Origin of the sequence: Hahella sp. CCB-MM4, from assembly GCF_002260525.1 — a bacterium.
In the GTDB taxonomy this organism is placed as follows: Bacteria; Pseudomonadota; Gammaproteobacteria; order Pseudomonadales; family Oleiphilaceae; genus Hahella.
Genome location: NZ_MRYI01000005.1, coordinates 13,021 through 28,768, shown reverse-complemented (window position 1 = coordinate 28,768; position 15,748 = coordinate 13,021). Strand labels below are relative to the sequence as shown.

Sequence of the window (15,748 nt, the reverse complement as noted above, 5' to 3'; positions counted from 1 at the left end):
AGGACAGAACGATGAAAGCTTTCTTGATGCTGTTGGGGTTCCTGGCGTGTGTTGATGCGATGGCCACTGAAGCTGTACCGGTGAAGGTATTGACGGCGGAAGTGGTGGAGGATGTGAGGACGGTGCGCAGTAGCGGGCAGTTGGTGAACCGGTCTGAGCAGGTGCTGTCGTTCAAGGTGGATGGCATTGTAAAGGAGGTGAAGGCGCGTGCCGGGCAGCGGGTGAAGCAGGGGGAGTTGCTGGCCACGTTGAATCTCGATGAGATGCAGGCCCAGTGGAAAAAGGCCAAGGCGCTGATGGAGCGAAGCCGGAAGAGTTTTGACCGGGCTCGTTCGTTGAAGCAACAGGATCTTATTTCCATGGACAATTACCAGGAGCTGGAAACCAATCTGGCTGTGGCCGAAGCGAATTTCAGGATTGCTGAGTTCAACTTGCAGCATGCGGTCATCAAGGCGCCGGGAGATGGCGTGGTGCTCGAGAGGACCATTGAGCCCAACGAGTGGATAGAGCCGGGGCAGGGAGCCTTTCGGTTTGCCATCGAGGATTCCGGCTGGGTCGTGAGGCTGGGGCTGACAGACAGGGATGCGCTGCGGGTGAATATCGGGGATAAAGCCAAAATCCGCTTAGACGCTTACCCGGGCCGTTACTTTGATTCGGAGGTGATTGAAATCTCCGGTCGGGCGGACCCGTTGAATCAAACGTTCAGTACTGAATTGCGGCTGGTGAATCCGCCGGAGCGATTGCTTTCCGGACTGATTGCTCATTGTGAGATTCAGCCCGGCTATCGGGAGCAGGTGGTGATGCTTCCTTTTACCGCACTATTGAGCGGTGACGGCTATAAGGGGCAGGTGTGGGTATTGGATGAAGAGAATCGTGCTCAACTGCAACAGGTGCGTATCGGATATCTGAACCATGGACAGGTGGCGGTGACCGAGGGACTGGAGGCCGGCGTCAAAGTGGTCTGGCAGGGGACTCCCTATGTGGTTGCCAATGAACCCGTGACCATTGTGCGATAAGTGCCGGGAGCCCGCTGATGTCCTTGATCAAACTGGCACTGCGCCATCACCAATTAACCTGGATACTGATGCTGTTGTTGGTCATTATCGGTATCGTTTCCTTCAACACCATGCCCCGTTCGGAAGATCCCCAACTGGACTTTCCCATGACGATCGTCACGGTTGTCGATCCCGGTGTGTCGGCGGCGGACATGGAGTCCCTGGTTGCCGATCCTCTGGAAGAATCCCTCAATCAAATTGATGACATCCGCAAAATCACCTCCGATATCAGCGACGGCCTGGTGACGATTGGGGTGGAATTCCTATACGGCAGTGATGCTCAGGAGAAATACGACGGCACTGTTTCCATCATTAATCGGGTGCGCGATCAACTGCCGGATGGCGTGATTGAAGTGAATGTGGAAAAAGTCTCGCCCACGGAAGTGGCGATGCTGCAACTGGCGTTGACGGCGGACCCTCTCGATAGCCTTGGTTTTAGTACCAGCAACAGCTCTGGCTTTAGTACCAGCAATAGCTCTGATATCAGGAACAGCTCTTATATCAGAAACAGTTCTAACACCAGAAATAGCTCTAACACCAGAAATAGCTTTGATACCCAGACAATGAAGACCCTGGCGGAAACGCTGGAGACCCGCCTGGAAAGAGTGGTCGGTGTGGAGCGGGTCGACATCGATGCGCTGCCGGAACTGGAAGTCGAAGTGTCAGTGGATGCCATGAAACTTCATGCGCTGGGACTGAGCCTGGATCAGGTGATCAAAGTGCTGGACAGCAGTGCGCTGAACCTGCCGGGGGGGCACGGTAACTCCGGCAAGAGCCGGTTTAATGTGCGCACCAGCGGCGATTTCACCAGTCTGGAACAAATCGAAAATATCGTTATCAGCAGCCGGGCGGATCGGCTGGTGTATTTGCGGGATGTGGCCGAAGTGGCGCTGGGTAATCGCTTTCCCAGCTATCAGGCTTATTACCAGGGAAAGCAGGCGGTGTTTCTGAGTGTGGTCCAGCGCAAGGGAAGCCAGATCTTCAGCGTGATGGAGATTATCGATAAACGTCTGGAGGATTTTGAAAAGGAAGAACTCCCGCGAGGAGTGCAGCTCCACCGGGTGTTGGAACAAAGCAAAAGCGTAAAGAAACAGGTGAGCGGTTTCTTCGGCAACCTGTTGCAGGGTGTTTTGCTGGTTGGTGCCATGGTGTTTCTGGTGATGGGATGGCGGCCGAGTCTGGTCGTGGTGTTGGCCATACCGTTGTCCATCATGATCGGAATCGGTTGGCTGGATCTTACCGGATTCGGGTTGCAGCAAATGTCCATTGTCGGCCTGGTGATTGCCCTGGGACTGTTAGTGGATAACGCCATTGTGGTGGTGGATAACGTACGCCGGGAGATGGATAAGAACCGTATGCAGGCCGTCGAGCGCGGTGTGGGACAGGTGGCGGGATCCATTTTTAGCGGTACCCTGACGACGGTGCTGTCGTTTCTACCGATGCTGTTGATGCAGAACGGTTCCGGTGCATTCATCCGATCCATGCCAGTGACCGTGGTGTTAACTCTGTTCGCCAGTCTGCTGGTGGCACTCACGGTGACGCCGTTACTGGCCGGGAGGTTCCTTGCCCGGCAACACCGGGAAACGCCGGTTCAGCGTCGTCTGGATCACTTTGCCGAACACCGCTATCGCCGCTGGCTCAATGCGGCCTTGGACCGCCCGCTCAGAGTGTTGTTGGTGGCTGTGGTATTTCTGGTGGGCACGCTCAATCTGTTCTCCGAAGTGGGCGTCAGCATGTTTCCCAAAGCGGAGAAACCGATGCTGCTGATCAATCTGGAAGCGCCGGAAGGAACCCGCTTCGAAGACATGGAGCAGTCAGCTCTGGGACTGGCCGGTGAACTGGAGCGGGATGCCCTGGTGGAGAATGTGGCCGTCAATGTGGGGCAGGGAAATCCCCGTATCTACTATAACGAGGGCCGTGGAGGCCAGGGAGCCAACTATGGACAACTGTTTGTCCGGCTGAATCAGTCAGAACTGGATGTCGTCGAACCCTATGTCGCGCAACTGCGGGAGCGCTACGCCCGGTTACCGGGATTGAAAGCCAGGGTGCGTGAGTTTCACCAGGGGCCACCTTCGGGGGCTCCGATCACCGTGCGAGTGATCGGCGACAATCTGGCGGATATTCGTCATGCGGCGAAACAGGTGGAAGCCGTGATGCGGAAAACCGAGGGGACCGTCGATATCAGTAACCCTATCGGTATGAACCGGATCGATCTTAAAGTGGAGATCAACCGGGAGAAAGCTGCATTGTTGGGTATTTCGCTGGACACGATTGACCGGGCTGTGCGGGCTACCCTGGTAGGGAGTGAGATCGGGACCTTCAAGCAGGCAAACGGCGATAACTATCCGATCAGGCTGCGGGTGTCTCTACCTTTAGGGGCTGCAGAACAGGTGATCGAGTCGACGGAACCGGATATTGAGGCTCTGTCCTACTTACAGATTCCCACGGCTACCGGTGTGATGGTGCCGTTCGGCCAGATTGCCGAACTTAAATTGCAGACCTCTCTGACCCGGTTGCAACACATCGATATGCAGCGGGTATCGCCGGTATCGTCAGATGTCCTGCCCGACTACAACGTGGCGGATGTTGTGGAAGAACTCGATGAACAATTGAAAAAACTGCACTTGCCAAGAGGCGTCAGTTATAACTTCGGCGGTGAAGAAGAAAATCGGGACGAAGGCTTTGGGGCACTGCTGAAGGCCATCTTTATTGCTATGTTGGGTATATTTGCCGTGCTGGTGGCGCAGTTCCGATCGCTGAGCCAGCCACTGATTATTTTCTCCGCCATTCCCTTTGCCATGACCGGCACCATTCTGGCGCTTTATGTCACCGGCCTGACGTTTTCCTTTACGGCTTTCGTTGGGTTGACCTCTTTGATGGGGATTGTGGTGAACAATGCCATTATTCTCATCGATTATGCCAACCAGCAGATTGCCTCCGGTGTCCATCGGCGAGAGGCGATCTGTAACGCGGGTTGTGTTCGGTTGACGCCGATTTTGCTGACGACGGTTACCACCATTGGTGGACTGCTGCCGTTGACCTTGTCCGGATCAGACATGTGGGCGCCGATGGGCTGGGCACTCATTGGCGGATTGGGGCTATCCACGCTGTTGAGCCTGCTGGTCGTGCCCATTCTCTACAATATGTTCACCGTGGAGTCCGAAGATCAGATTCGAAAAGGGTTCATGCTGACCAACCTGGATTTCAAGTTGCACTGGGCAGGTACCGGTATCGCCCAGATCGGCAGTTTTTTTACCACCGTGGCGCTGCCCTGGCTGGTACTGTCCCTGACCGATGATGATGCCATTATCACCAGCACAGTGCTCGCCACGCTGAGTTTGCCCCATGGTTTCTTTATTCTGTTTGGTGGTGCGCTGGCGGATCGGTTATCACCCATTCGTGTGTTGATGGTCAGCCGGACGCTGTTCATGTTGTCGCTGGCCAGCTTTGCCGCACTGGTGTACATGGAATACACCCCATTGTGGATGATCTATGTGTTCGCACTCATGTTCGGTACGTTTGGTTCGGTCTCCATGCCGGCTTCCCAGTCGGTGCTGCCTGCGCTGCTCCCGTCTGAAGAACTGGGGCGTGGCAATGGGCTGGTGATGGGAACCGGGCAGGTGGCTCAGGTGATTGGCCCGGTGCTGGCGGGATTGCTGTTATGGATGGGGCGTCAGTATACCGAGGTACCGGATGAACTGACTGACTATAAGAGCTTTGCCATGGCGTTCATGGTAGATGCTGTGGGGCTGATGCTTTCTATTTTGTTGTTGTCATCAATACGGGTGCATATCAAACCGGTGAGGGAGATGAATCTCTATAGAATGGTATCGCGTGGGTTTATCTTCTGTTGGCATGACCGGGGTATTCGAATGGTGCTGGGGTATCTGATCCTGGTGTCGCTATGTATCCACGGAACCATGCTGGCGGCACTACCGCTTTATACCAAGAATGTCTTGGATTTGTCTGAAGCCGCTTATGGCGGGCTCTATGCGATGGTGGGCATTGGCACAGTGATCGGTGCCATCATCGCCATGACCCGGATCAATGGCGCGCCAAAGCTGGGAATTGTGGTGCTCTGCTGTGATCTGGTTAGTGGCGTGAGTTTCTTCTGTCTGGGACAGACCGAGAGTTTGATTAATGCCTGCGCTCTTCAAATGGCGACGGGGATCTGTGGCGGTATTATCATGATCGCCGGCACCACCTGGTTTCAGGCCCGCACCCCGGATACCTATATGGGCAGAGTCATGAGTATTCTGATGTTCTGTATTCTTGGGCTCATGCCCATTTCCTCAGCCATTACAGGGTATGTTATTGATCTGACTTCGGTTGGTACGGCAATCAGTGGCGCAGGCTTGATTGTGATTCTTTTGACTTCGCTGGGGCTCACAATGCCCTCTGTTCGGGGCATGGGGGATATTCCTCCAGCGGATATTGAGCAGATTCCAGAGCTTCAGACATATTCTCAGGCTGCCTGACTGTCACAATAATTTCATAAAGATAATTCCTATAGGTAAAAAGCCACTTAGATAGACAGTTATCAAAAATATTATAGCTGAATTCAATCTTGGGATTCTGGCTAGCTTAAAGACATTGGTAAACCGTGATTTGCATTCGTGAGTCGCGGTTTTTTTTGTCCTTGAAATCCCCTGCCGTTCCTCATCTCCCCCGGGGTATCCCCCCCCTTAAACTCCCCTCGTTCCCCTCGTGCAAATGGACTACTCCCAATTTTTTTTTGCCCTGGAGGATGAGTTAAAGGAGCGTCCGAGTAATCTGATTGGAAAATAAAATAGAAAGTCACCAACAACTCATGTGACTGGCTAGCGGAACACAGCCGCATAGCAGGAGCGTTATCAGGATGATGTATGGAAGTATCTGATGCATTTTCCGTCACTGGTTGTCTGGTGATTGATGCGGTAGGGAACCACTCATGAAAAAGGAAGTTTGCGCGGGTATCAGATCAATCATGACATGGAGTGGTGCAAATGAGCCAAAAGCATACCAGCCCTGCAGGGGCTACCCGGATCCCTGGAACAGATGTTGTAGCAGGCAATGATGTTGTAAAGGGCAGTGATGTTGTAAAGGGTAACGATGTCGTAAAGAGGAGCGATCAGGACATCGCCATTGTCGGTATGTCATGCCGACTGCCAGGTGATGTGAAGAATTCCCGGGAATTCTGGAAGTTTCTTATCAACGGTGGTGACGGCATTGTGGAGGTGCCTGAAGACCGTTGGGATATCGGTGCCTATTACGATGCGGACAGGGAAAAGCCCAACCGTATGTATGTTCGCCGGGGCGGGTTTATTCAAGGACTGGATCAGTTTGACCCCCAGTTCTTCGGTATCTCGCCCAAAGAAGCTCCCTTTATCGATCCCCAGCACCGCTGGCTGCTGGAGCTGGCTTATGAAGCCTTTGAGGACGCCGGCATTCGGGCCGGGGATTTGAAGGGCAGTGATACCGCGGTCTATGTGGGCCAGTTCATGCACGATTATGAACAGGTTCAGTTGGAATCCAATGCCCATAACCTGATGTCCAGCCATTCCGCGACCGGTCCTTCCATGACGCTGACAGCGAACCGGATTTCCTATGTGTTTGATTTCACCGGCCCCAGCGTGACACTGGATACCGCCTGCTCCTCTTCCCTGGTGGCGTTGGATATGGCCTGTAAGGCGCTATTGAACGGAGACAGTCGGTTGGCGCTGGCCGGCGGGGTGAATATTCTGCTGCGTCCCGAATTGACCATGTCGATCTGTAAGGCTTCCATGCTGTCGCCGGACGGGCGCTGTAAGAGTTTTGATGCGTCTGCCAATGGTTATGTGCGCAGTGAAGGTGCTGCCTGGGTGGTGGTGAAAACATTGTCTGATGCCCAGCGTGACGGGGACCGGATTCTGGCAGTGATCAAAGCCACCGGAGTTAACCAGGACGGGCAGACGGTGGGGATTACCGTACCCAATGGGGAGTCCCAGAAAAAGCTGCTGCGACTTAACCTGAACCGGGCGGGAGTATCCAGCGAGGATATTCAGTATGTGGAAGCTCATGGTACAGGCACCGCTGTGGGTGACCCGATTGAGGTCAATGCCCTGGGCCAGACCTTTGGCCCCAGAGAGGGCAACCGTCCCCGCTGTTTGATCGGTTCGGTGAAAAGCAATATCGGCCATACGGAAGCCACAGCCGGAATGGCCGGTCTGATCAAAACTGTGCTGGCAATGAACGAAGGTCTTGTGCCCGGCAATATCCACTATCACCAGACTAATCCTGCGATCGATCTGCAATCACTTAATGTGGATATCGCCAGTCATAACTGGCCATGGCCAGACCAGGAGGGGATGCCGCGTCGGGCGGTCGTCAATTCATTCGGCTTTGGCGGTACCAACGCGAACCTTGTTCTTGAGCAAGCACCTATGGCGCGTCAGCACGCCAATAGCCAGGCTCCGGTCCTTAATGGTCTCCATAAAACGTTATTGATCAGTTCCAAAACCGAACAGGGATTAAAGGGTCAAGCCGCGGCCTTGCGCGATTTTCTGGCCAGTGAGGATCCCGTGCTTGGGGCAGGGGAGGTGGCTTTACATGATATTTGTTATACCGCCGCAGTGAAGCGTGAACATCATCCCCACCGCCTGGCAGCGATCGCTGGAGATAAAGCCCAACTGTTGGACCATTTACAGGACGTCATCGAAGGAAAAGCCAATCCCGGAACCATTCAGGCCAAGGCCAATTCCGAGCTGGGAGATCTCATATGTTTTGTATATGCGGGTATGGGGACCCAATGGGCGGGCATGGGCAGGAGTCTGTACGCGGTAGAGCCGGTATTTCGTGAGGTATTGGACCGCTGTGACTCTGCATTTCGTGGCTATGCCGGATGGTCTTTGCTGGAGGCGATATTTGACGATTCCGAGCACCACCGGGTGGACGAAACCGAGGTTGCCCAGCCGGGAATATTTGCCATCCAGGTGGCGCTGTCAGCGTTATTGAAATCCTGGGGAATCAAGCCTGATTGCATCGTGGGCCATAGCGCCGGGGAAGTGGCTGCAGCCTATGTGGCTGGTGTGTACAGCTTTGAAGATGCCATCAGGATTATCTACCACCGGAGTCGTCTTCAGCAGACGACTCAGGGCACCGGCAAAATGCTGGCGGTAGGTTTGTCTGAAAAGGATCTGTTGCCCTATTTGAGAGGGAAAGAGGATCTGATTTCTATTGCGGCGGTCAACAGTGAAGAAGCGCTGACTCTGGCCGGCGATGAAAATACCCTGACCCGGATATCGGAGCAATTGGAGCAGGCGGGTAAGTTCTGCCGCTTTCTGAATGTGGGCGTTCCTTATCACAGCCCGGTGATGGATCAGTTAAGAGAGCCGTTAATCGATGTGTTGCAGGGTATTGAGGTTCGAGAACCGAATGTCCCTCTCTATTCCACGGTATCCGGCAGGTTGACCGGTCCAGAGGACTGGAGTCCGGAATATTGGGCCGACAACGTACGCGAGCCGGTCCGCTTTAAGGATGCTATCGAACAGATTGCGGAGCAGGGCGTGCGGGTGTTCCTGGAGGTGGCACCTCACTCTGCATTATCCGGTTCGGTACAGAAGAATGTCAGTGCCATGGATGAGTCTTCCCTTTGTGTCTCCACCTTACGTCGGGGACAGGAGGGTGATCTGCGTATGCAGCAGATGCTGGCAGAGCTGCATACCGGGGGATATCCGTTGGATTGGCAGTTGTTATACCCCGGTGCGGGACAGCTGGTGAGCCTGCCGGGCTATCGCTGGCAGCATCAATCCTATTGGAATGAGTCAGAAGAAGCCCGACAAACCCGCCTGAAAAACCTAACCCAGGGCGGTGGTTTTTCTGAACCGGTACACCCTTTGTTGGGCGCCAGGTTCGCGTCCACGATGCCCGTGTGGCAAAAGCGCCTGGATCTGGCGGAAGAAGCCTATATTGCTGATCACCAGGTGGATGGTGTCACGGTCTATCCCGGTGCGGCTTATGTCGAGGCAGGATTAGCTCTGGCGCGCCACGAATTAAAGCAGCGCTACGTAACGCTGGAAAATTTGGTATTCAGGAAAGCATTTTTCCTAAAGCCGGACAAGGAAGCCGTTATTGAGACGACCTTTGATGAGTTGGAAAAACGCTTCCGGATACATGCGATGGCGGCGGGAGGGTCGCAATGGGAAGCCTACAGCGAAGGAGAGATCAGCGAAGTAGAGCCAATGCCGCCTGTTATGCCCGTGCCTTTGGGAACATTGCAGGAAAGGCTGACCCAAACCATGGACAAGCAAAGTTTCTATGCCCATTGCGCGGAATTGGGGCTGACCTACCAGGGAGTTTTTCAAGGTGTGGAAAATGCCTGCTACGACGAGCGGGAGGTTCTGGTGGAATTCCGTTGGCCAACGTCCATGGGTGAAGGAAATCATGCCTATCTACTTCATCCTTGCTCGTTGGATGCCGCGTTCCAGAGTGTCTTCCCCATTCTCAATCATGGCTATCTGCCGGTGAATATCCGCCGTATCAATTATTTCGGTGTTCCTCCGGTGCGCTGCTTCGGCCATATGAAAACCCTGTACAAGGATGATCAGAGCTTTATCGGTGATTTATCGATCTGTAATGCGGAAGGCCAGGTGCTGGTGGAAGTGCTCGGCGTTGAGTTAAAGGCCATACGCACTCGCGACCAGATGTCTGGCGTCGGGGAAGCTCTCTACGACTTCCAATGGCAAGCGCAGGAGCTTTCGGCGGAAATGCCAGAGCTACCTGAAACTCCACCCCAATCCTGGATCGTACTGACTTACCAAGAAGGAGTCGCCGAAGGATTGGCGGAGTGTATGGAATCCCAGGGGCATCGGATAGTTCTGCTCAATTCCGAGCAAGCCCGCAATAAATCGACATTGATAAGCACTTTCCAGGAAGTGGCTGACACCTGTCACGGTATTGTTTACCTGAACGGCCAGGGTGTTAAGAGTGTTGAGGATGCGCTTCTGGGTGACCCCATGGAGGCGTGTGAGTATACGGTGATCACGCCAATGATACTGGCCCAGGCGATTGACCAGGTGAGCTGGAAACAACTGGCGCAGGTCGTGTTGGTGTCGCAGGCAGCTCACCGTATTCCGGAAGATAATTTCACCCCGCAACCGGTGCAGGCCGCCATGTGGGGATTCGGTCGGGTCTATGGCTCTGAGCACTCGGAATATCTGGTGAAGTTGGTTGACCTGGATATGGCCGTGTCGGACCGGGTGATTGAGCAGTTGTCCCAGGAGCTGACACGGCAATCTCGTGAAGCCGAAGTGGCTCTACGAGAGCAAGGACGGTTTGTGCATCGTTTGCAGCGCCTTTTACCTGCACGATTGGAGCAATATGCGCATGCCCCCACCCGTATCTCGCCATCCCGCTGTTTTGGCGTTCATCTGAACGCCTCTTCGGGAGATGTCGTGACATTGGAGCGCCGGATCCGAGAGCCGGTGGAGGCAGGTCCTCAGAACGTTGCCATTAATGTTGCCTGCGCCAGCGCGGCCTTGTCGGGTGATCGATCAACAGTGGTCGGTTATGCGGGAAGCATTGCTTCTGTCGGCGCGGGGACTGAGTCGTTAGCGATCGGCCAGCCGGTTTTCGGACTCAGTCAGCAGGGAGCTTGTTCCCAGGTAACGGCGGATGTCTCCTCCGTCATCTGTAAACCGGAAGGTGTCACCATGGCGCAAGCCGCCGCTATGGCCGGACCTTATGCGGAAGCATTGTATGCTCTACATCATCTGGCGCGAATCAGGGCGGGGGAAAGAATATTAATCCATCAGGCTGCCAGCCCCGTTGGTCTTGCCGCTCTTCGCTTGGCCTTGCGAGCCAAAGCCAGCGTAGTGGCGACGGCGGAGACCGAAGCCGAAAGAGACTATTTGAGATCCCTGGGGATTGAACAGGTTTTCGATTGTTCCCGCCTGGATTTCGCCGAGCGCATGATGGATTCGACCACTTCTCCAGGTGAGCAGGCGGGAGTGGATGTTGTTCTAAACTCGCTGTTTGGCCAGTTTCTTGATCGCAGTATCCGTGTGCTCAAGCCGCTGGGGCGATTTGTACAGCTACGCCCGCTGGATGGTTCGGGGGCATTACTTGGTCGCCGCTTGGCGGAAAAGCAAATCAGTTATCACCGGCTGGATCTGTCTGTGTTGTTGGAATGCCAACCGGAGCTTGTCTGTGAATTGTTGCATCAAGTGTCTTCACTGATGCAGGACGATGAACTGAAACTGCCTGATACCTGGGCGATACCTGTTTCCAGGGACTCCGTACTCCTGGAAGAACTCCCCTCCAACACAGTGCCGGTTCTGGTATTCAATGGCGAACCTGCTTTTGCTGTGGCAGGCATCGAACCTCAGGTGGTGAATGATCGGGGAACTTACTTGATCACCGGCGGATTAGGTGGGCTCGGTCTCGAAATGATGGAGTGGCTGGTTCGTGAGAGCGCCAGTTCTATTGTTCTGGTCGGACGCAGGGCTCCCTCAGAAGCCGCGATGGATAAAATTTCCAGGGCGCGGTTGCAGGGAGTACGGGTGGAGGTGATTCAGGGCGACATATCCATTGCGGAGGATGTGGCTGGCATTGTTGAGCAGGTGCAGAGCCGTATGAAGCCCTTGGCGGGTATTCTCCACTCAGCGGGCGTATTGGATGACGGGGTTATCCAACAACAGACAACGGAGAGATTTCACAAGGTGCTGGCGCCGAAGGTCTTGGGTGCCTGGAACCTGCATCAACAGACTCTGCACCTCGATCTGGATTTTTTCGTCTGTTTTTCTTCCATTGCTTCCGTGGTGGGCTGGGCCGGGCAGAGTAACTACGCGGCGGCCAATGCTTTCATGGATGGCCTGGCAGAGTATCGGCGTTCGCTGGGGCTACCTGCGCTGAGCGTGAATTGGGGCCCCTGGAGTGACGCAGGAATGGCGGCCAATCTGGACGATCGTGACCAGCAGCGTATGCGCGATGCAGGAATGACCCCCTTGGACACCGACCGGGGGATTCAGGCGCTGTCACTTCTGCTCACCTACCGGGTAGTGCAGGCTGGAGTGTTCGATCTGGATTGGAGCCGGATCGCACGCCAGTATCCGGCACCGGAACAGAAGACTTTGCTCGCCGGATTCTTTGCCCAGGACAATCAGGATAACAGGGTCAGATTCATCGAAACCCTGACCAAAGCAGACCCCAAACAGCGGTTACTAATGCTGAGGAAAAAGCTCCAGGACATGCTGGCGGATGTCCTTGGGATTGATTCAGCTGAGGGCATTGAAATCCATCAGAACGTGTTCGACTACGGCATGAACTCGCTCATGGCGATGGACTTCCGTAATCAACTACAGCACGTGCTCAAAATCAAAATGCCGTCCACGATTGTGATGCAGCATCCTACGATCAAGGCAATGGCGGGAGCCATACTGGAAGGGCCGCTACTGGAGGTCTTGTCTGGTCAGGTAGAGGTGGAAAAAGACCTGTTGATGTGGGACCCGCAGAACCCAGAAATCAATACCAGTCATGAATTGACGGGCGAACTTCCATTTACCGCCAAAGTGATTCATTGGATGCGGCAGAAAAAGCGCATCGTCAACGTTTCCGTGCTCATTGAGTTTGCCGATGACGGTTTTGATCTGGCAGCGTTGGAAACTGCTCTTAAGATTTTGTTCAGCTACCACGACGGGAGTCGGTTGCAGGTAAGTTGGCCGGGGGATAACGAGGCTGAATGGAAACAGCAAATCGCCCCTTCCCAACCGACGCTTCACATTCCCCGCTATGACTGGCGTGGTTTGGGCTACGAAGAAGGCGTGGCCCATATGCAGGAAACCAACTATGGCCTGCATGAACAATGGAAGTTTGAGATTGGCGATCCGTTGTATCGGCTGGCTTATCACCAGATTGATGCCGCTAATCCACACCGTTTCCTGTTGGTGTTCCATCACTTTGTCGCGGACGGGATGTCGATGAAGATCTTCGCTCAGGGTCTTGAGCGTCTATACGACCAGGTACGTCGGAAGCAAGCCGTGACAATGCCGCCAAAGGGACATTCATTGGTGGAGTGGAATAAGAGTATCCACCAGTTTGCCAATACCACGGCTGCGGACCAGTTGGATTACTGGTTGGATAAAATGAACCAGGCGCAAGAAACCCTCTTCGAATCGGACTACCCGGTAGTGGAGGAAAGGCAACCTGAGCATAAGGATTTCAGATTGATTACTCTGGACCGGGAGACCACCCGAGGGTTGCTGAACCTATGTCGGGATAAGGCTTTCGAGCTCACAGATATCACGGTCTATGCGGTGATGCGTGCCTTTAATCAGCGTACGCAATCCGATCAACTATGGGCTGATCTGGTTATCCATGCGCGCCACAACGTCATTGAAAACGTTGAGATTCCAGAGTTATTCGGGCAGATCAATGAAACCTCTTCAATTCTGTTTGATCTGGATCCCAATCTGTCCATCACAGAGCAACTCGTCAGTCTGAGTGAACAACGTCTGAATCTTCCCAATGCGGGCGTAGGTCTGAAAGCACTCAAATATCTGCACGCAGATCCTGAGGTGCAGAAGCAAATCGACAACGACCTGATGCCCCAAGTGGAGATCAATTGTGACTTCATGAAATACGAAGCCGCTGGCGATTGGTTGAAGGTGGCTCCGGAGGGACCTGGGCATACACCAGAGCCGTTTATTGAAGATCCCGAAGTTCATCAGCACGAGTTCTACATCAATGGACGGCTGACGGAAGGGGAGATGAGTCTTGCCTGCTATTACTACCGCAATACCTTCACTGACGACACTGTCGAACGCTTGTTGCAGGAGGCGGAATCCGTACTGAAAAAACTGTCGGACATCCCTCGACGGGATTTGTCGGAGCAGATTCAACAGGCAGAAAAAAGCACTGGGGTGAACAGAGTGGGTCAGGATTCCACCGGCTTGTCCCCGGCATCAGAAGAAACCCTGGAAGCACTGGCAAAGAGCTGACACAGGGAACGGGAAAACAACAGATCAACTTTAATATTCAGGAGAATTATATGATTCAGATATGCAGAGCAGCTCTGCTGGGGAGCCTGCTGACCATCGCCGGAATAACCCAGGCCGCGCCGGACTTGAACCCGGATGCACTGGCATCGGACCTCACCCTGCAACACGAACTCGGGGTGGACTTCAAAACCCTCTCCCGCTTCAGGCAGCATCCTGCCATTGTTAATTATTTTCAGGAGCGACTGGATATTCAAATGCAGCAACAGGGAATCCCAGAGGGCTCGGCAGAGGAAGTGGACCCTCTGACAGCCTATGAAACCTGGCTGCCCCATGCAACGCAACCAGACATCAGCAACTTTGAAAAAGCCATTCTTACGGTATATCTGAATCATCCGGATGACCTTCTGCTGACCAACTTTCTGGCGGCATACCACGCACGTCAGTCGTTACTGATTCGGCCGGTCAGCGGAAAATCAGTGGAACACTCGATTATTGCCCTGTACTTCTTCAACCGGATTGAGGATCTCGGTGGCGGTGATCGCTGGGTAGGAAAAGCGCTGACTAAGCTGAACAGGAAACTGGATAAACTAAAACGCAAAGGCGGCGAGCCTGTCGCGGATGAATCCGACCACCCGGCGTACGATTATTTTATTGAGACCTTTAACTACCATGAGGAGAACCGCTATATCGCTGCGGATAAACTCATGGAGGATTTCGTCGCGCAGCCGAATAACGCTTTTACCTCCTTTGGAATTACTGCAGTCAATACCTGGAATGGCGGTGAAACGGATTATGAAGATCCTACAGTGCTGTATAACAGTATCCTGGGAGCTTGGTTTGCCGCGCATACCATCGATCTGGCAAAAGCCATTGAACAGGCCTGGGAGGTGGATCCTGAAAACAATGTCAGATTCCGGTTAGGTTCCATCCTGGGAGGTTTCTCCGCGATCCATCGTAAATGGCTGGCCACACTGAATCATGATAGCGAGGCGGCTTCCCGTATTGACGATGAGCACCGTATCTGGACCTACGATATCAATATGCCGTTCCATGCGTTTACGCTGGGTGTGGACTTCTTTCAGAGCCCTGAGAATTTTCTGGAAGGTTATGACGTCTGGACCGACACCATCGATTTATGCCTGAGCCGGGATGATCTGCGCACCTGCCATAATAAACCGCGCTTCAGCTTTAACGCACTGGGATTCAACCTGGGTTGGGTGGATTATCTGCTGAAGGCTGGAGAAGTGGAGTTCGCAGGTACACTGTTGTCCTGGATGCCGTACTTTGAGAACTATGCGGAGTGGGATTACGGCCACGATGCCGTGAATCACCGGGTGAACAATCTCCAGGCTATTGCGGATCTGTATGCCAATGATGACCCGTCAGATGATCCCCTTAATTTCTTCCTGAAGCGCAAGCAGTGGGGCACCGACCTTTCCGCCTGCCAGACCTGTCACCAGGCCCAAAGCAAGGTATGGACGGAAGAGGAAAAGAACACCATCATGCTGCCGCCGGAGGAAATCCTGACCATTGGTGATTGGCCGGAATTCACGACAACTTGGTATGGGGCGGTTAAATAACGTTATCGGGATCCGTTGAGACCAATCCTAGTTGGCCCAGTTATCCTGGATGCGGGGTTACTCTTGCGTCCAGGGTGACTCTTGCATCCAGGGTAACTTATAAAAGAAAAATCGACGAAAACTCTGGCTCTATGGAAAGGTATGTGTGGATGATACACGA

At 53.8% G+C, this 15,748-nt stretch carries 4 protein-coding genes; all 4 read left to right on the top strand.

The annotated features are described in order from the left end of the window. Positions 1-11 precede the first annotated feature (11 nt). The 4 genes from BTA51_RS11255 to BTA51_RS11240 all read left to right on the top strand — a co-directional run bounded on the left by BTA51_RS11255 (position 12) and on the right by BTA51_RS11240 (position 15,588). Complete coding sequence (locus tag BTA51_RS11255) at positions 12-1,016, top strand: efflux RND transporter periplasmic adaptor subunit (protein WP_094707563.1); 1,005 nt, start codon at positions 12-14, stop codon at positions 1,014-1,016. A 17-nt stretch (positions 1,017-1,033) separates the two neighbouring features. After that, positions 1,034-5,533, top strand: a complete 4,500-nt coding sequence (locus BTA51_RS11250; RefSeq protein WP_094707562.1) for an efflux RND transporter permease subunit — start codon at positions 1,034-1,036, stop codon at positions 5,531-5,533. Between the two features lie 507 nt (positions 5,534-6,040). Beyond that, positions 6,041-14,008: a type I polyketide synthase gene (locus tag BTA51_RS11245; protein WP_094707561.1), complete on the top strand. Its 7,968-nt coding sequence runs from the start codon at positions 6,041-6,043 to the stop codon at positions 14,006-14,008. Between the two features lie 50 nt (positions 14,009-14,058). Then, entirely contained in the window at positions 14,059-15,588 is a 1,530-nt protein-coding gene (locus tag BTA51_RS11240) for a hypothetical protein (RefSeq protein WP_094707560.1), read from the top strand. The last annotated feature ends 160 nt before the right edge of the window (positions 15,589-15,748 follow it).